This window comes from Sphingobium sp. SG1 (genome assembly GCF_057063145.1).
Genome location: NZ_JBVVOJ010000002.1, coordinates 96699 through 113855, shown reverse-complemented (window position 1 = coordinate 113855; position 17157 = coordinate 96699). Strand labels below are relative to the sequence as shown.

Sequence of the window (17157 nt, the reverse complement as noted above, 5' to 3'; positions counted from 1 at the left end):
AGGATCAGGCGTATCAGATCGCCTTCATGATGAGCGAGGCGTTGGTGCCGCCGAAGCCGAACGAGTTGTTCAGCACCGCGCGCACCTTGCGTTCCTTGGCGACGTGCGGGACCAGGTCCACGCCCTTGCAGCTTTCGCTCGGCTCGTCGAGGTTGAGCGTCGGCGGCACGATCTGGTCGCGCATGGCGAGGATGCAGAAGATGCTCTCCACCGCGCCCGCGCCGCCCAGCAGGTGGCCGATCGCCGACTTGGTCGACGACATCGACATGCTGCCCAGATGATCGCCGAACAGACGCTTGACCGCGCCCAGTTCCAGTTCGTCGCCCAGCGGGGTCGAGGTGCCATGCGCGTTCACATAGTCGATATCTTCCAGGCTGAGGCCCGAGCGCTTGAGCGCCATCTGCATCGAACGGAAACCGCCATTGCCTTCCGGGTGCGGCGCGGTGACATGATAGGCGTCGCCGGTCAGGCCATAGCCGATGACTTCGGCATAGATTTTCGCGCCGCGCGCCTTGGCCCGCTCATATTCTTCCAGCACGACCACGCCCGCGCCTTCGCCCATGACGAAGCCGTCACGGTTGACGTCATAGGGACGCGACGCCTTTTCCGGCGTGTCGTTGAAGCCGGTCGAGAGCGCACGCGCCTGGGCGAAGCCGGCGATGCCGATCGGGCAGATCGCGCTTTCCGCGCCACCCGCCAGCATCACGTCAGCATCGTCCATCGCGATCATGCGCGCAGCGTCGCCGATCGAGTGGGCGCCGGTCGAGCAGGCGGTGACGACGGCATGGTTCGGACCCATCAGGCCGTACTTGATCGAGACCTGGCCCGAGATCAGGTTGATCAGGCGGCCATGGACGAAGTGCGGCGAAACGCGGTTGGGGCCCTTGTTGGCCAGCACCAGCGATTCGCTTTCGATGCCCGGCAGGCCACCGATGCCCGAACCGATCGAGCAGCCGGCGCGCAGGCGCTCTTCTTCCGACATATTGTCCAGGCCCGCGTCGCGCAGCGCCTGGCTGGCGGCGGAAATGCCGTAGACGATGAACGGATCAACCTGGCGCTGGATCTTGTGGTCGACGTCCAGCGAGGCGTCATAGCCATATTCATGATCCGCCGGCTTCACTTCGCAGGCGATGCGGCACTTGTAATCGGTGGCATCGAAGCGGGTGATCGTCGCCGCGCCGGATTTCGACGCGATGATGTTCTTCCAGGTGGTTTCGACATCCCCGCCAAGCGGGCTTACCATGCCAAGGCCGGTTACGACGACGCGACGCATATGCTTGCTCCGAAATTCCAATTTTTGGTTCCGTGCCGCTCATCTAGGCGTTCCACACGCACTTGTGAACGGCAGGCCAGATACGAAAAGGCTCCCCAAGCTCCGGGATCACCGGACAGGAGGAGCCAATCCTTGTGCAAGGAGGGCGGCCCGCCACTGGGGCAGGCCGCGAAGCCCTTAGGCCTTGCTGTCGATATAGTCGATCGCGTCCTTGACGGTGGCGATCTTCTCAGCCGCATCGTCCGGGATTTCGACGCCGAATTCTTCTTCGAACGCCATCACCAGTTCAACGATGTCCAGGCTGTCTGCGCCCAGATCGTCGATGAAGCTGGCGTCCTCGGTCACCTTCTCGGCTTCGACGCCCAGATGCTCGACGACGATTTTCTTTACGCGATCCGCGGTCTCACTCATGAGTGGTCCTTCTTACTGGGTATCGTTGGTGGTTCTGAATAACCGTTAAGGCATTGCCCTAGTGCCAAGCCCCGATAGAGGCAAGAGGGAAGCCCGCCAAGCCCCTAGATGGAGTGACAGGAGCGTTTCGGCAATAAAAAGCCGGAAAAAACCCGGAAACAAAGGGTTGTTTACCAAAATTTCAGCCGCTTGTGCCAGCAAATAGCCATGATAAGCCGCCTGTGCCCCGACCAGTTCATCACCCCCGAACGGGTCCGAATGACCGCCTGGCTGATGCTGGCAGCAACGCTGATCGGCCTCGCCTACCTGTTCGCGACGGCCCATGGCACGGTAGATTCGCTTGGTCGGCCGCTTGGCACCGACTTTTCCAACGTCTGGACCGCAGGCTGGATGGCCGACCATGGCCAGGCCGCCCAGGCATGGAACTGGCCCGCCCATCATGAAGTGCAGAAGGCGATCCATCATGATCCCGCCATCCCTTTCTATGGCTGGCACTATCCCCCGCCCTTCCTGATCCTGGCCACGTTGCTGGCGCAAATCCCCTACGTCCCCGCCCTGATCCTGTGGCAGGGACTGACGCTGGCCGGCGCATTGATGGTCGTTCATCATGTCCTGCCGGGTCAGCGCGACGCGCTGCTCATCGCACTCGGCGCACCTGTGGTGATGGTGTGCCTGGGCCATGGCCAGAATGCGTTCATGACCGCCGCACTGCTGGGCGGCGGCATGGCCCTGCTCGACCGACGCCCTTGGATCGCCGGCATGCTGCTGGGCGCGCTCGTCTACAAACCGCAATTTGCGGTGCTGATCCCGGTGCTGATCATCGCACGCGGCAATGCCCGCGCCTTCCTGGCCGCCGGCCTGACCTCGGCCGGCCTGTGCCTGCTGACATTGCTGATCTGGGGCTGGCCGGTGTGGCAGGCCTTCATCGATTCTCTGCCGCTGACACAGCATATCATCATCGAAAATGGCGCCACCGGCTGGGAAAAGATCCAGAGCCCCTTTGCCGCCATTCGCCAATGGGGCGGCAGCATTCCGGCCGCCTATGTGGTGCAGGGCCTGGTGACGGCCATCGCCATCGGTATCGCTGCGCTGGTCGCCCGCCGTGGGACGATGGAAGTGCGGGGCGCCGCCGCGCTCAGCGCCGCCCTGCTCTGCACACCCTATGTGCTCGATTATGACTATGTGCTGCTGGGGATGGCGATCGCCTTCGTCGCCGCCGACATGGGCAAGCGCGGCGCGCTGCCTTGGGAACGAAGCTGGCTGGCCTATGCCTGGATAGCGCCTTTGTTCGGCCGGGCCGTGTCGGAATGGACCCATGTGCCGGTCAACCTGATCGCCGCGATCGCGGTGCTGGCGCTGGCGATGCGACGCGCCATCCTGCTGGACGGCGCGCTCGCTTATAGCCTGCCCGGCCGGACGAAGATCGCCTGACCGGGCGATCGATCAGATCATCGCCATGCCGCCGTTGACGTGCAGGGTCTGGCCGTTGACATAGCCAGCTTCCTTGCTCGCCAGATAGGCGACTGCCGCGCCGATATCGTCGCCATCGCCCAGGTCGCCAGCCGGGATCTTGGCCAGGATCGTGCCCTTCTGGGCATCGTTCAGCGCATCGGTCATGGCCGACCGGATGAAGCCGGGCGCCACGCAGTTCACGGTGATGCCGCGGCTCGCCAGTTCCTGGCCCAGCGACTTGGACATGCCGATGATGCCGGCCTTCGACGCGCAATAGTTGGACTGGCCCGGATTGCCGGTGACGCCCACGACCGAGGTGATCGAGATGATGCGGCCAAAGCGCGCCTTCATCATCGGCTTGGCGGCGGCGCGGCACAGGCGGAAGGCGGCTTCCAGATTGACCGCGATAACCTGCGACCATTCCTCGTCCTTCATGCGCAGGATCAGGTTGTCGCGGGTGATGCCGGCATTGTTGACCAGGATGTCGATCTTGCCGCCCAGCGCTTCCACCGCCTGCGGCACCAGCGCGTCGACGGCGGCCGGGTCGGACAAGTTGCAAGGCAGAATCGGATGTTCGATCGAGCCTCCATCGAACCCTTCAACAGAAAAGCGGACCGCCTCACCATCGCGCAACACCTGCATCCGTTCCCGCGCAGCAGAGAGCTTTTCTTCACTAGTGCCAGAAAGTGCGACTTTTGCGCCCTGCCGCATAAGAGCGCGCGCAATTTCAAAACCGATGCCCCCCGAAGCGCCAGTCACCAGCGCGGTCATTCCCGTCAGATCGAACATGTCAGTCTCCTTATTCCATTCGGTTCACGCGGAGGCGCGGAGACGCGGAGGGGGCATAGTCGTTGACTATGCGCTTCACCCCTTCCTTGAGCGTGGCGCCGCCGAAATTGATGAGCAGCCCTACGGGCTGGTTGGTCAGGCGAAGATAGGTCAGCAATTGCTTGGCATGGGCGGGATTCAACCGCTCGGTGGATTTGATCTCGACCAGAAGACAGTCGGCAACCAGCAGGTCGATACGGAATGCAGCGGCAAAATGCAGCCCTTCATAATCGATATCGACGGACTTCTGCCGTTCGACCGCATAGCCGATCTCGACCAGCTTGGCGGCGAGGATCATCTCGTAGACGCTTTCAAGAAGCCCCGGCCCCAACTCGCGGTGCATGCGGAGGGCCAGGTTCAAAACGTCGCCACTGACATGATCTATATCGACCAAAAGCCCTCCGCGTCTCCGCGTCTCCGCGCGAACAATTGTCCAGTCACCAGCCTATGACAGGCTTTCAGTCTCCCTTGAAGTGTGGCGGCCGGCGGTCGAAGAAGGCGGTGATCGCCTCGTCATGATCCGCGGTCGCGTGGGCCAGCGCCTGCATGGCGCCCGCCATTTCCAAAATTTGCGAAAGTTCGGCCGTCTGCGCCGCACGCAGCAACCGTTTGGTCATCCGCGTCGCATGCGGCGGATTGGCGGCGATCGCATCAGCCTGCGCCCGCGCCACCGTCATAAGGTCCGCGTTGGGCACGACATCGCCGACCAGCCCGATCCGCAGTGCCTCGCCCGCGTCGATCGTCTCGCCGGTCAGCGAGAGTTGCGACGCCTTGGAAAAGCCTATGATGCGCGGCAATAGCCAGGCCCCGCCATCGCCGGAGACGAGGCCAAGCTTCACGAAGCTTTCGGCAAAGCGCGCGCCTTGCCCCGCGATGCGCAGGTCGCACATGCAGGCCAGGTCCAGCCCCGCGCCGATCGCAGGGCCATTGACCGCCGCGATCACCGGCAGCTCGATCGCCTGGAACAGCAGAGGCAGGCGCTGGATGCCCGCGCGATAATTGCGCCGCGTCTGCGCCGGCAGGCTGGCGCGCAGCCCGCCGGCATCGGGCCGCATCGCGTTGAGATCGCCGCCCGAGGAGAAGGCACTGCCCGCCCCGGTCAGGATCGCGACATGGATGCTCGCGTCCCGGTCCGCCGCCTCGAACACGTCGCACAGCGCATCCACCATCGCCGGATCGGAGATGGGGTTGCGCCGGTCGGGCAGGTTCAGCGTGACCGTCAGGACGGCCCCGTCGCGGTGGCTAAGGACCGGGCTCTCGCTCACAGCGCGCCCAGCACCGCCTCGATATCGTCCATCGTCACCACGCTGCGCACGGTGGCGTCGGGCGCGATGCGCTTGACCATCGGGCCAAGCACCTTGCCGCCCAGTTCGACGAAATCGGTGACGCCCGCGTCCCACATCGCGCCGATCGACTCGCGCCAGCGGACGCGGCCGGTGACCTGCTCGACCAGACGCTCGCGAATGTCGGTCGTGTCGCTGATCGGCGCGGCCAGCACATTGGCATAGACCGGCAGCAGCGGCGCGTTGATCGTCGCTTTCGCCAGCGCTTCCGCCATAGCATCGGCGGCCGGCTGCATCAGCGGACAGTGGAAGGGCGCCGACACCGGCAGCAGCACGCCGCGCTTGATGCCATAATCCTTGACCAGCGCGACGGCGCGCTCGATTGCGCCCTTGTGGCCGGAAATGACGACCTGGCTGGGATCATTGTCGTTGGCGACGGTGCAGACTTCGCCCTCCGCAGCGGCATCGGCCAGCGCCTGCGCCTTTTCGATGTCGGCGCCCAACAGCGCGGCCATCGCGCCCTCGCCCACCGGCACGGCGGCCTGCATCGCCTGACCGCGCAGCTTGAGCAGGCGGGCGGTGGTGCCAAGGTCGAACGCCTCGACCGCGCAGAGCGCGCTATATTCACCCAGCGAGTGGCCCGCGACATAATCACCCTTGTCAGCCAGGCTGAAGCCGCCTTCCTTCTGCATCACGCGCAGCGTGGCGAGCGCGTTGGCCATGATCGCGGGCTGGGCATTCTCGGTCAGGGTCAGGTCGCTCTCGGGGCCTTCCACCATGATGCGGAACAGATGCTGCGACAGGGCGTCATCGACTTCCTGGAACAGTTCCTTTGCCGCCGGACTTGCCTCGGCCAGCGCCTTGCCCATGCCGACCGACTGGCTACCCTGGCCCGGGAAAAGAAATGCCCTCATCTTCCATCCTCTGATCTACTGGTGTCTTTCCAGAGAAAAACACGGGAATTCACGCACGTTACACTTTGAGACATATATGGCATTGAGGCGTACATGGCTTTTGGGCACGTAACGACCTGATACACCTGCCCCCTGTCTCTCGGGGGAATATCGCTGGCCCCTTTAACGACGACGGAGTGCAAGGAAAAGGTGCGATATCGCATTGCATGGCTCGCCGGATCGGTGCTCACCCTGTCTGCCTGCGCGGCAGGGCCGGATTATCACGCACCCCAGTCCGCCGCCCTCGGCATCCCCGCCGGCTACAGCCAGGGCGGCGGCACGCCGATCGACGACGCCACCCTCGCCACCTGGTGGACCCAGTTCAATGACCCGGCGCTCAATGCCCTGATCGATCAGGCGATCGCCGGCAATCTGGACATCGTCCAGGCGCAGGCGCGGTTGCGCCAGGCGCGGGAATCGCTGCGCCAGGCCAACGCCTCCTTCCTGCCGCAGGTCAACGGATCGGCCAGCGGCGGTCGCAACTATAATAGTGGCGGCAGCGGCGTGCGGGTCGACGACAACGGCAATGTCATCAACACCGGCCAGGGCAAATGGACCAACAGCTATAATGCCGGCATCAACGCCAGCTGGCAGGTCGACCTGTTCGGCGAACTCTCGCGCGGCGCCGAAGCCGCCCGGGCGGACCTCGCCGCGTCGGGCTATAGTCTGGCCAATGTCCGACTGAGCATCATATCCGAACTGGTCAGCAACTATGTCCAGGCACGCCTGGCCCAGGAGCAGTTGCGCATCGCCCACGAAAGCCAGCGGGTGCAGAAGGACAATTACGACATCGCCAGCTGGCGGCTGCAGGCCGGCCTTGTCTCCTCGCTCGACGAGCAGCAGGCCAAGGCGCAACTGGCCCAGACCAACGCCACCATCCCGCAACTGGAGGCCAGCCTGCGCGGCAGCCTGAACCGCATCGCGGTGCTGACCGGCCAGGCACCGGGCGATGCCACCCGCACGCTGGAGACGCCCGCCGCCATCCCGACCGCCTCGAGCCAGATCGCCACCGGCATCCCGGCCGACACGCTGCGCCAGCGGCCCGACGTGCGGTCGGCCGAACGCTCGCTGGCCGCCGCCACCGCACGGATCGGCGTCGCCCAGGCCCAGCTTTATCCTTCGCTGGCGATCAGCGGGAATATCAACAGCACCAGCACGGCGATCAAGAATCTGTTCGACGTCATCACCGGCAATGTCTTCGCCAATGTCGCCCAGGTGATCTTCGACGGTGGCCGCCTCGCCTCGCAGGTGCGATCGCAGCGGGCGGCGACCGACGGTGCCTTTGCCCTCTACAAGCAGACGGTGCTGACCGGGCTGGAGGATGTCGAGAATGCGATGGCATCGCTCAACAGCGCCCGCGCCCGCAAGGTCGAGTTCGCCACCGCCATGGAAGCATCGAACAATGCCGCGATCATGGCCCGCAGCCAATATCAGGCGGGCCTCATCGACTTCCAGACGCTGTCGACCAGCGAAACCACCCTGCTGAACGCCCGCAACAGCTTCGCCAGCGCCCAATCGGACGAGATACTGGCCATCGCCCAGCTCTATAATGCACTGGGTGGCGGCTGGCAGAATATGGATGACCGCCCCAATGAGCAATGACGCCAGCCCCGACCAGGATCTCAACGACTTTCTCGGCGCCAAGCCGGAAAAGCCGCATCGCAAATGGGTGATGCGCGCCGTCATCGGCGTCGTGCTGCTGATCCTCATATTGCTCGTGGCGCGCTGCTTTGCCGGCGACGACAAGCCCAATTATGCGACCCGCGAGGCGCGCCAGGGCGACCTGACGGTCAGCGTGTCGGCCACCGGCAATTTGAAGCCGATCAACCAGGTCGATGTGGGGTCCGAACAGTCGGGCAAGATCACCGCCGTCTATGTCGACGTCAATGATCGGGTGACCAAGGGGCAGAAGCTGGCCGAACTGGACACCCGCCGCCTGGTCGACACGATCAACCAGAATACCGCGCAGGTATCCTCGGCTCAGGCCGGCGTTGCCCAGGCGCAGGCGCAGGTGGCACTGGCCAAGGCGACGCTCGACCGCCAGCTCAACGTCTATCAGCTTTCCGGTGGCCGCGTGCCGGCCAAGACCGAAATGGACACCGCGCGCGCCAATTATAATCAGGCTCTCGCCACGCTGCGTTCGTCGCAGGCCCAGGTCGATGTCTCGCGCGCCCAGCTGTCGACGGCAAAGACCAACCTGTCGATCGCCCAGATCGTCTCGCCGGTGACCGGCGTCGTGCTGTCGCGCGATATCGAGCCCGGCCAGACCGTCGCCGCCTCGCTCAACGCGCCGGTACTGTTCACCATCGCCGAGGATCTGACCAAGATGGAGGTCGAGGTGTCGGTCGACGAAGCGGACGTCGGCCAGGTCAAGGAAGGCCAGACCGCCAATTTCGCCGTCGATGCCTTCCCCGGCCGCACTTTCCCGGCCAAGGTCACGCGGGTCAATGTCGGGTCCAACAGCTCCAGCAGCAGTTCGTCCTCGTCCAGCACCACGACCACCAGCACGACCGGCACGGTCGTCGCCTATACCGCCGTGCTGTCGGTCGACAATGCGGATGAAACGCTGCGTCCGGGCATGACCGCCACCGCCGACATCGTGACCCAGGAACTGCATGACGTGCTGCTGGTCCCCAACAGCGCGCTGCGCTTCAAGCCCAGCAGCGGCGCCGGATCGGGTGGCGGCATCACCAGCGTGCTGCCCGGGCCCGGCCGCATGCGCCGCAGCGGCGCCAACCGCCAGGTCAATTTCGGTGCAGGCAGCAGCCAGACCCTCTACGTGCTGGATGAAGAGGGCAATCCCAAGGCGATCCAGGTCACCGTCGGCGCCAGCGACGGATCGCGCACCGTCGTCACTGGCGGCGACCTGAAGCCCGGCATGAAGGTCATCACCGGCCAGCTCGCCGCCGGCGCGCAGCAGCCCGCCGAGGACCAGAAGGCAGACCCCGCCGCTGGGGCCAATGGCTCGAAGGACCGCCCGCGCAATCCCGCCGCCGACGGCAGCCCCGCCAGCGTCAAGTCGCTCGGCAATTCGGGCGACGCCGCACCCCAGACCGCCCCGGTCGCCCCGACGCCCGCCGCCCCCCAGGGCAGCAACGGCACCGAAAGCCGAGGCACCGGCCGGCAGAGCGGAACCTGATCCCATGGCCGCCGATCCCATCATCTCGCTGCGGGGGATCACCAAGATCTTCGGCAGCGGCCCCACCGCCTTTCAGGCACTCAAGGGCATCGACCTCGACATCGAGCAGGGTGATTTCGTCGCCGTCATGGGGCCTTCGGGCTCGGGCAAGTCGACGACGATGAACATATTGGGCTGCCTCGACGTGCCATCGGGCGGGCAGTTCCTGTTCAAGGGCCGCCACGTCGAGACGCTGGACCGCGATCAGCGCGCGCTGCTGCGCCGCCGCTATCTCGGCTTCGTCTTCCAGGGCTTCAACCTGCTCGCCCGCACCAGCGCGCTCGAAAATGTCGAGCTGCCCCTGCTTTATCGCGGCGAGGACAAGAAGACCCGCTATGACATGGGCATGGCCGCGCTCGACAAGGTGGGCCTGAAGGACTGGTGGGACCATACGCCGGCCGAACTGTCCGGCGGCCAGCAACAGCGCGTCGCGATCGCCCGTGCCATCGTCACCCAGCCCGACGTGCTGCTGGCGGACGAACCGACCGGCAATCTCGATTCCGAACGGTCGGTGGAGATCATGCAATTGCTGACCGACCTCAACCAGAATAGCGGCATCACCGTGCTGATGGTGACGCACGAACCCGACATGGCCGAATTTGCCCGCACCATCGTCCATTTCAAGGATGGGCTGGTGGAGCGGGTCGACAAGGGCCAGGGCGGACCGCAGAAGGGAGCCGTGGGCTGATGCTGGGCACCACTGTCATCCTCGCCTTCCGGGCGATCAACCGGCACAAGATGCGCAGCTTCCTCACGACGCTCGGCATCATCATCGGCGTTGCCGCCGTCGTCACCATGGTGACGCTGGGCAATGGCGCGACCGCCGCCGTGCGCGAACAGATCAGCTCGCTGGGCGCCAATGTGCTGCAACTGCGCCCCGGCCAGGGCTTCGGCCGTGGCGGCGGCGGGCCGCGCCCGCCCAATTTCAAGGAAGCGGACCTGACCGCGATCGAGAACCAGCTGACCGGCGTGCGCGCCGTGGCGCCGGTGGTCCAGTCGAGCGGCACCGCCATCTATGAAGGCAATAACTGGTCGACCACTGTCTATGGCACGACCTCCGCCTATTCGCAGGTCCAGTCCTGGAATGTGTCGGAAGGCCGGCTGTTCATGCCGGACGAGGAAGAGGCCGGCAAATCGGTCTGCATCATCGGCAATACGGTGCGCACCAACCTGTTCCAGGGCAATGACCCGATCGGCAAGCGGATGCGGATCAAGGGCGTCAGCTGTCAGGTGGTGGGCGTGCTTGCGACCCGCGGCCAGGGCGGCTTTGGCGACCAGGACGATGTCGTCGTCATGCCGATCAAGTTCGTCCAGCGCCGCTTCACCGGCGATCGCGACATCAGCCAGATCATGGTCGCGGTCGACGACGCCTATGACAGCGCGACCGTGCAGGACAGTCTGGAGCAGCTGATGCGCGAGCGCCGCAAGATCAAGGCGGGCGCGGAGGATAATTTCAACGTCTTCGACACCAAGCAGATCAGCGACACGCTGACCGGCACCACCACCATCCTGACCCAGATCGTCGCGGCGGTCGCCGCCATCTCGCTGCTGGTCGGCGGCATCGGCATCATGAACATCATGCTGGTGTCGGTGACGGAGCGCACCCGCGAGATCGGCATCCGCCTCGCCATCGGCGCGGTCGCGCGCGAAGTGCTGATGCAGTTTCTGGTGGAGGCGATCGTGCTGTCGTGCATGGGCGGCCTAATCGGCCTGGTCATTGCGCTCATCGCATCGGTCGGCATCGCGCCGCTGATGAAGGTGCCCTTCACCTTCGACCCGCAGGTCAATCTGATCGCCTTCCTCTTTTCGGCGGCGATCGGCGTGGTCTTCGGCTATTTCCCGGCGCGCCGGGCGGCCAGCCTGAACCCGATCGACGCGCTGCGGCACGAATAGGCTGATACATTTTCCGACAAAAGGGCGGTTATCCGGGATAATGCTGCGACATCTTCTGCCTAATCCCTCCTTCCATGGCGCCGCTCCGGCGCTTTGGAAGGAATGCCTCCATGAAGATGATCGCCGCCAGCCTCATCAGCAGTGCGCTGCTGTTTGGGGTCAGCCTCACCCCCTTTGCCGACGCGCAGGCACCGCAGACGGCGCAATTGCTGGAGGGCAAGGATCATCCCATCCTGCTCGCCCGCATGACCGTCACCGCCACGCCCCTGCCCGCCGTCTCTCTGCCCGCCTCCAACGACTGAGCCGCCGCCGCGCGCCGGAGCGGCGCGCATGAACGGCGTCATCGGCCTGCTCGGCACGCTGGCGCTGCTGCTGGCCGCAGGCGGCGCGATCGGCCTGATCGATCGGCGCGGCTTTCGGCCCGGCTGGCTGCTGGTTGCCGTCGCCCTGGTCGCTGCCAATGACGCGCTGCTGACCCGCGCCTATCGCCATATCCCCGATCTCATCCCCGCCGCCGACTGGAACTGGCAGGGCAAGCTGCTGGCCCTTGCTCTCACGCTGCTGGTCGCCGCCCTGCCGGCCTTCGGCTGGAAGCGGGTCGGCCTCACCCTCCGGCAGGCGCGCGGCAGCCTGACCGCGGCCCTGCCCGTGGCTCTCCTCTATTGCGCCTTCTTCACCGCGCTCGCCCTTTATTTCCCCGACGATCCGAGCAGCGCGGAGGAAATCGCCTTCCAGCTCACCATGCCGGGGCTGGAGGAAGAACCTTTCTATCGCGGTATCCTGCTCTTCGCGCTCGATCGCGCCTTCACCCGGCGGGTCCGCTTCCTGGGCGTCGACTGGGGCTGGGGCGCTCTGCTGTCCTGCGGCCTGTTCGGCCTGGCCCATGCGTTCGGCTATTCAGCCGGCCATTTCAGCTTCGATCCAGTCGTGATGGCGCTTACCGCCATCCCCTCGCTGCTGGCTGTCTGGCTGCGCCTGCGTACCGGCAGCCTGCTGCTGCCGATCCTGCTGCACAATTTCGGCAATGCCATCTCGCTGATGCTGTGAGTCGAACAAGGCATTGAAAAAGCGCAATTTCTGAACCGATATTCAGCTTAAATCGGGTTTTGATACAATTTCCGACAAACTTGCCCCACCCTTGGGACAGGCTTGCGACAAGCGCGGCCTATCTCTGTCTTCGACGCCGGAAGCGGCGCCCTCGATTGAAACAAGAGGAGTGAAGACATGTTCAAGAAGATCATCCTGGCCCTGACCGCCACTGCCGTTGCCGCCAGCCCGATCGTCACCGCCCAGGCCCAGGCCGCGCCCCATCGCGAGACCGTCCGGGTCGTGAAGGAAGGTCCGCACCGCACCGTCGTCCAGAAGAAGACGGTGGTGCGCAACGATCGCCACTGGGCCAAGGGCCAGCGCTTCGATCGCCGCTATGCGACCAATTATCGCGTCGTCGACAATTATCGCGGCTATCGCCTGTCGGCCCCGCCGCGCGGTTACCACTGGGTCCGCTCGGGCAATGACGCGGTGCTGGTCGCCCTCACCAGCGGGATCATCGGCGCGGTCGTCGCCGGCGCCATCCGCTAAGCAGGCCCCGCCCTCCTGAAAAGCGCCCTGGAGCCACCGCTCCGGGGCGCTTTCGCGTTCACACCAGCCCGGTCAGATAATAGACGGCGATCACGACGAAGACGGTCATCGTCTTGATGAGCGTCAGCGCGAATATGTCCTTATAGGCCTGGCGATGGGTGAGGCCCGTCACCGCCAGCAGGGTGATGACCGCGCCATTATGCGGCAGGCTGTCCATGCCCCCCGATGCCATCGACGCGACCCGGTGCAGCACTTCGCGCGGTATACCCGCCGCATCGCCCGCCGCCACGAACTGGTCCGCCATCGCCGCCAGCGCGATCGACAGGCCGCCCGACGCCGATCCGGTGATGCCGGCCAGGGTCGTGACCGTAACCGCTTCGTTGATCAGCGGGTTGGGCACCGCCTTCAGCGCGTCCTTGACGACCAGGAAGCCCGGCAGCGCCGCGATCACTCCGCCAAAGCCATATTCGACCGCCGTGTTCATCCCCGCCAGCAAGGCGCCGCCGACCGCCGCCTTCGACCCTTCCGCAAAGCGCCGTGCCACGACCGGGAAGGCAAAGATCAGGATGGTGGCGATGCCCATCAGCAGCGCCCCCTCCACCGCCCACAGCGCCGCTTGCTGTGTCACCTTCGCTGTCACCGGCTCGGGCAGCCCCGCCAGCCGAATGCTCACCTCTTCCGCCCCGCCGGTGATGCGCGGGATCAGCAGCGTCAACGCCAGATTGCCCAGCCCCACCACCAGCAGTGGCAGCAGGGCGACCAGCGGATGGACGGTGGCCGCCTCTTCCTGCCGGTCGGGTTCGTTGACCAGCGTTTCGGGCGCGCCATAGCCCTCCCCCGCGGCCGCCATCGCCCGGCGCCGCCAGTTGAGATAGACAAGGCCCGCCGCCGCGATCACCACCGATCCGATCACGCCCAGCACCGGCGCCGCCCAGGCGGTGGTGCCAAAGAAGCTGGCCGGAATGACATTCTGGATCTGCGGCGTGCCGGGCAGCGCATCCATGGTGAAGGTCAGCGCGCCAAGGCCGATGGTCGCGGGCACCAGCCGCTTGGGGATGTCGGCGCGGCGGAACATCTCGGCGGCGAAGGGGTAGACGGCGAACACCGCGACGAAGACCGAGACCCCGCCATAGGTCAGCAGCGCCGTCACGATCATGATCGCCGGGATCGCCCTTCCCGCGCCGACGAAACCGATCACCGCCGTCACGATCGCGCGGGAAAAGCCCGATATCTCGACCAGCTTGCCGAACAGCGCGCCGAGCAGGAAGACGGGGAAATAGAGCTTCAGGAAGGTGGCGACCTTGTCCATGAACAGGCCGGAAAAGACGGTCGGCACCGCCGCCGGATCGGTCAGGAACACCGCCAGCATGGCGAGCAACGGCGCCATCAATATGACGCTCATGCCGCGATAGGCCGCCAGCATCAGCAAGATCAGCGCCAGTGCCGCGATCGCGACCGCCATCCGTCTCTCCTTCTCTTTTTCTGAAGGGCAGGATAGAGACAGGTGAAGCCTGACTGCAAGCAGGGCCGCTGCCGCCCATGGCTGCACCGATGCCGCTTGCCTTTCTCCCCCTTTTCCGTCATAGGCGCGCCTTCGCTCGGCCCCGGATTCGGACGTCGGACGATTTCGAATGCTTGAGACGACAGCCGGAGGGGCGTTCCACATGGGGTGGGCGTCAGCGATCGGCCAACAGATGAGGCAATACCCATGGCTCTTTACGAGCATGTGTTCCTTGCGCGCCAGGATCTGGCACAGGCGCAGGTGGACGCTCTGGCGGAAACCGCCACCAAGATCGTCGAGGAAAATGAAGGCAAGGTGACCAAGGTCGAGACCTGGGGCCTGCGTTCGCTCGCGTACAAGATCGCCAAGAACCGCAAGGCGCACTACGTCATGCTGAACATCGACGCACCGGGCAACGTGATTGCCGAGCTGGAGCGTCAGACCCAGATCAACGAAGACATCATCCGCTACATGACCATCAAGGTCGAAGAGCTGGAAGCCGGTCCGTCGGTGATGATGCGCAAGCAGGAACGCGCCGAACGCGGCGACCGTGCCCCCCGTGGTGACCGTGGCCCGCGCCGTGAGCGCGAAGAAGCCCCGGCTGCCGAATAAGGAGATCTGAAACATGGCACGCCCGTTTTTCCGCCGCCGCAAGAGCTGCCCCTTCGCCGCCAAGGATGCGCCGAAGATCGATTACAAGGACGTCCGTCTGCTGCAGGGCTTCGTGTCCGAGCGCGGCAAGATCGTCCCCAGCCGCATCACCGCGGTGTCCGCCAAGAAGCAGCGTGAGCTGGCCCAGGCCATCAAGCGCGCCCGTCACCTGGGCCTGCTGCCCTACATCGTGAAGTAAGGGAGAAAGACCCATGGAAATCATTCTCCTTGAGCGCATCGAAAAGCTGGGCGCGATCGGCGACGTCGTCACCGTGAAGGACGGTTACGCTCGTAACTTCCTGCTGCCCAACAAGAAGGCTCTTCGTTCGAACGCCGCCAACAAGGCTGTGTTCGAAGCCAACCGCGCGAAGATCGAAGCCGACAACGCCGCTCGTCGTTCGGACGCCGAAAAGGCTGCCGAAGGCGTCAACGGCAAGCAGATCATCCTGATCCGCCAGTCGTCGAACGCCGGCCACCTGTACGGCTCGGTCGCCGTCCGTGACGTCGTCGACGCGCTGCACGCCGATGGCGTGACCAACGTCTCCAAGGCGATGGTCGTGCTGGAGCGTCCGATCAAGACCCTGGGCGTCTTCGACGTCAAGGTCGCGCTGCACCCGGAAGTGGCCGTTACCATCACGGTGAACGTTGCCCGCTCGCCGGAAGAAGCCGAACTGCAGGCGCAGGGCGTCGACGTGATGGCCGACCTGTTCGAGAAGGACGAAGCCGGCTTCACCGAGGATTACGATCCGAACGCCGAGCCGGGCGAAATCGCCGTCGAGGCGGAAGAAGCCCCGGCCGAAGAAGCCTGAGCCTCTTCGCTCTGACAAACGAGAAAGCCGCCCGTTACCGGGCGGCTTTTTTATTGCCGTGGGCGGTTGATCGGACGCTCATCGCGCCGGTTCTAGGTCACCGAGCTTGGCCTGTCGGTCCATGAGCAGTGCCGTATTGCCGTCGCCGCCCTATTCCCCGATTTCCTGACGCTCTATCCCAAGGGCCATGTCCAGATCGTCGCGCTCGGGCGCCCTGGCGCTGCCGTTCCCGGAATGGCAGGCGCGGGAGGGGATCGTCCACCTCATCTTCACCACCCGCACCGGGCTGCCGCCGCTGGTGCCGCCTGGATCGCTCATCTCGCTGCCCATTTCAGCAACGGCGATATCTTCTAGCCCTGATTTCAGCCCTGCGCCCGGCGACGGCGCGTTTCCCAGCCCTTCTTCGCCGCAGCCGATCGATCCGCGACCTTACGCCGTTCGGCGGCATGGCTGTCGGGCTTGCCCCGCCCCGATCCCGACAGGTTGCCCCCGCCCGAATCCTTGTTCACCGTGGCCCAGGCCCGCGCCTCTGCCTCGTCATGCGACACGCCACGCTCTTCATAGCTTTGCGCGATATGCGCGGCCTTACGCTTCTGCTTGCCAGTGTAACGATCCTTGTCGCCTCTGGGCATGCCTGCCTCCTTTTTTCGTCCCATATCGGTTCAAATACCGAGAGGCATTTCCCGAGGATTGCCATTAAGTTGCATGGCGAGAAAATGAGGAACGGAGAGTCGCCATGAACGTTCCGGACATCATGGAGCAACGCACCCTGCTTGAGCGCCTCGCCCGGCATCTCGCCGCCGGGGCAACGCATAACTGGCCCTATTGGGTCGAGGATGCCGCCAGCATATTGGCGATGCTCAAGGAGCCCGATCCCGCCATGCGCGAGACGGGCGACGTGACCGCCTGGCAGGCGATGATCGATACCGCTCTGCAACAGCGCTGGACCATCTTTCCGCCCGGCATGACCGGCGCGGACGAGGATCATGCCGGCAGCGCGGACGAAGAGGGCGAAATTCGTCTCTCGCCCGAGGCTATCGACCAGGACGCCGCCAAGTGGGTCCATCTCCACAGTGCGTCGAAGGAGACACCATGAAGGGATTGTTGAAGCTGGCCTTTCTGACCGGCCTTGGCGCCGTTGCCTGGAAGAGCCTGAAGGAACGGGCCGGCAAGGATGATGGTGCCGCAGCCGATGATCTGGACGATCGCGGCCCGGTCGGCTCGTCCGGCATCGTCCGCGACGCCGGGCCGCAGGCGGACGACAGCGATTGGGACATGGTCGATGAACAGTCCGACGAATCCTTCCCCGCCAGTGATCCGCCCGGCAATTACTGATATCGCCGACGC

General features: G+C 65.0%; 22 protein-coding genes. 13 read left to right on the top strand and 9 right to left on the bottom strand.

Annotated elements, in window-relative coordinates:
• Positions 1-13 precede the first annotated feature (13 nt).
• Together fabF and AC0KVN_RS06070 are read right to left on the bottom strand one after the other, a co-directional pair.
• Positions 14-1273, bottom strand: a complete 1260-nt coding sequence (gene fabF / locus AC0KVN_RS06075) for a beta-ketoacyl-ACP synthase II (protein WP_004212097.1) — start codon at positions 1271-1273, stop codon at positions 14-16.
• A 177-nt stretch (positions 1274-1450) separates the two neighbouring features.
• Entirely contained in the window at positions 1451-1684 is a 234-nt protein-coding gene (locus AC0KVN_RS06070) for an acyl carrier protein (RefSeq protein WP_004212096.1), read from the bottom strand.
• Between the two features lie 207 nt (positions 1685-1891).
• Between AC0KVN_RS06070 and AC0KVN_RS06065 the strand changes: the two genes are divergently transcribed.
• Complete coding sequence (locus AC0KVN_RS06065; RefSeq protein ID WP_435566326.1) at positions 1892-3115, top strand: glycosyltransferase family 87 protein; 1224 nt, start codon at positions 1892-1894, stop codon at positions 3113-3115.
• A 12-nt stretch (positions 3116-3127) separates the two neighbouring features.
• Here the strand turns inward: AC0KVN_RS06065 and fabG are convergent, their stop codons facing one another.
• From fabG to fabD, 4 genes are all read right to left on the bottom strand, one after another.
• Positions 3128-3925 carry a 3-oxoacyl-[acyl-carrier-protein] reductase gene (gene fabG, locus AC0KVN_RS06060; protein ID WP_161732318.1) on the bottom strand — a complete coding sequence of 266 codons (798 nt, stop codon included), beginning with the start codon at positions 3923-3925 and terminating at the stop codon, positions 3128-3130.
• A 10-nt stretch (positions 3926-3935) separates the two neighbouring features.
• The gene (locus AC0KVN_RS06055) at positions 3936-4358 is read right to left on the bottom strand and encodes a GxxExxY protein (protein ID WP_159366536.1); all 423 of its coding nucleotides are present in this window, start codon (positions 4356-4358) and stop codon (positions 3936-3938) included.
• 64 nt (positions 4359-4422) lie between these two features.
• Positions 4423-5229, bottom strand: a complete 807-nt coding sequence (locus AC0KVN_RS06050; protein WP_279728546.1) for a crotonase/enoyl-CoA hydratase family protein — start codon at positions 5227-5229, stop codon at positions 4423-4425.
• A complete protein-coding gene (gene fabD / locus AC0KVN_RS06045) occupies positions 5226-6161 on the bottom strand; it encodes an ACP S-malonyltransferase (RefSeq protein ID WP_026109186.1) in 936 nt (311 codons plus the stop codon). The genes AC0KVN_RS06050 and fabD overlap by 4 nt, the downstream gene beginning before the upstream one ends.
• 189 nt (positions 6162-6350) lie before the next feature.
• Between fabD and AC0KVN_RS06040 the strand changes: the two genes are divergently transcribed.
• The 7 genes from AC0KVN_RS06040 (at position 6351) to AC0KVN_RS06010 (ending at position 12849) form a co-directional block, all read left to right on the top strand.
• The gene (locus AC0KVN_RS06040; protein ID WP_435566325.1) at positions 6351-7802 is read left to right on the top strand and encodes an efflux transporter outer membrane subunit; all 1452 of its coding nucleotides are present in this window, start codon (positions 6351-6353) and stop codon (positions 7800-7802) included.
• Complete coding sequence (locus tag AC0KVN_RS06035; protein ID WP_435566324.1) at positions 7792-9339, top strand: efflux RND transporter periplasmic adaptor subunit; 1548 nt, start codon at positions 7792-7794, stop codon at positions 9337-9339. Before AC0KVN_RS06040 ends, AC0KVN_RS06035 begins: the two co-directional genes overlap by 11 nt.
• A gap of 4 nt (positions 9340-9343) precedes the next feature.
• Positions 9344-10066, top strand: coding sequence for an ABC transporter ATP-binding protein (locus AC0KVN_RS06030; protein WP_161733605.1), 723 nt, complete (start codon positions 9344-9346; stop codon positions 10064-10066).
• On the top strand, positions 10066-11271 hold the full coding sequence (locus AC0KVN_RS06025; protein WP_004212085.1) for an ABC transporter permease: 1206 nt from the start codon (positions 10066-10068) through the stop codon (positions 11269-11271). Before AC0KVN_RS06030 ends, AC0KVN_RS06025 begins: the two co-directional genes overlap by 1 nt.
• Before the next feature lie 110 nt (positions 11272-11381).
• A complete protein-coding gene (locus AC0KVN_RS06020; RefSeq protein ID WP_435566323.1) occupies positions 11382-11573 on the top strand; it encodes a hypothetical protein in 192 nt (63 codons plus the stop codon).
• A gap of 28 nt (positions 11574-11601) precedes the next feature.
• Positions 11602-12318 carry a CPBP family intramembrane glutamic endopeptidase, BDIM_20840 family gene (locus tag AC0KVN_RS06015; RefSeq protein WP_435566322.1) on the top strand — a complete coding sequence of 239 codons (717 nt, stop codon included), beginning with the start codon at positions 11602-11604 and terminating at the stop codon, positions 12316-12318.
• Positions 12319-12495: 177 nt separating this feature from the next.
• Positions 12496-12849 (top strand): RcnB family protein, encoded by a 354-nt coding sequence (locus AC0KVN_RS06010; protein WP_004212081.1) that lies wholly within the window; start codon positions 12496-12498, stop codon positions 12847-12849.
• A gap of 58 nt (positions 12850-12907) precedes the next feature.
• On the opposite strand, the gene AC0KVN_RS06005 is transcribed toward AC0KVN_RS06010, so the two are convergent.
• Positions 12908-14311, bottom strand: coding sequence for a GntP family permease (locus AC0KVN_RS06005; protein ID WP_483656006.1), 1404 nt, complete (start codon positions 14309-14311; stop codon positions 12908-12910).
• 246 nt (positions 14312-14557) lie between these two features.
• Here AC0KVN_RS06005 and rpsF point away from each other — a divergent pair, with 246 nt between their 5' ends.
• Genes rpsF through rplI form a run of 3 tightly spaced genes read left to right on the top strand, consistent with a single transcriptional unit; the run spans position 14558 to position 15810 of the window.
• The gene (gene rpsF / locus AC0KVN_RS06000; protein WP_004212077.1) at positions 14558-14962 is read left to right on the top strand and encodes a 30S ribosomal protein S6; all 405 of its coding nucleotides are present in this window, start codon (positions 14558-14560) and stop codon (positions 14960-14962) included.
• Between the two features lie 13 nt (positions 14963-14975).
• A complete protein-coding gene (rpsR, locus tag AC0KVN_RS05995) occupies positions 14976-15200 on the top strand; it encodes a 30S ribosomal protein S18 (RefSeq protein WP_004212076.1) in 225 nt (74 codons plus the stop codon).
• 13 nt (positions 15201-15213) lie between these two features.
• A complete protein-coding gene (gene rplI, locus AC0KVN_RS05990; protein ID WP_435566320.1) occupies positions 15214-15810 on the top strand; it encodes a 50S ribosomal protein L9 in 597 nt (198 codons plus the stop codon).
• Between the two features lie 150 nt (positions 15811-15960).
• Here the strand turns inward: rplI and AC0KVN_RS05985 are convergent, their stop codons facing one another.
• Complete coding sequence (locus tag AC0KVN_RS05985) at positions 15961-16128, bottom strand: hypothetical protein (protein WP_435566319.1); 168 nt, start codon at positions 16126-16128, stop codon at positions 15961-15963.
• Positions 16129-16172: 44 nt separating this feature from the next.
• The gene (locus tag AC0KVN_RS05980; protein ID WP_435566318.1) at positions 16173-16442 is read right to left on the bottom strand and encodes a plasmid stabilization protein; all 270 of its coding nucleotides are present in this window, start codon (positions 16440-16442) and stop codon (positions 16173-16175) included.
• Positions 16443-16546: 104 nt separating this feature from the next.
• On the opposite strand from AC0KVN_RS05980, the gene AC0KVN_RS05975 reads away from it, so the two are divergent.
• Together AC0KVN_RS05975 and AC0KVN_RS05970 are read left to right on the top strand one after the other, a co-directional pair.
• On the top strand, positions 16547-16906 hold the full coding sequence (locus AC0KVN_RS05975; protein WP_017501193.1) for a hypothetical protein: 360 nt from the start codon (positions 16547-16549) through the stop codon (positions 16904-16906).
• The gene (locus tag AC0KVN_RS05970; protein ID WP_004212068.1) at positions 16903-17145 is read left to right on the top strand and encodes a hypothetical protein; all 243 of its coding nucleotides are present in this window, start codon (positions 16903-16905) and stop codon (positions 17143-17145) included. Before AC0KVN_RS05975 ends, AC0KVN_RS05970 begins: the two co-directional genes overlap by 4 nt.
• Positions 17146-17157: the final 12 nt, after the last annotated feature.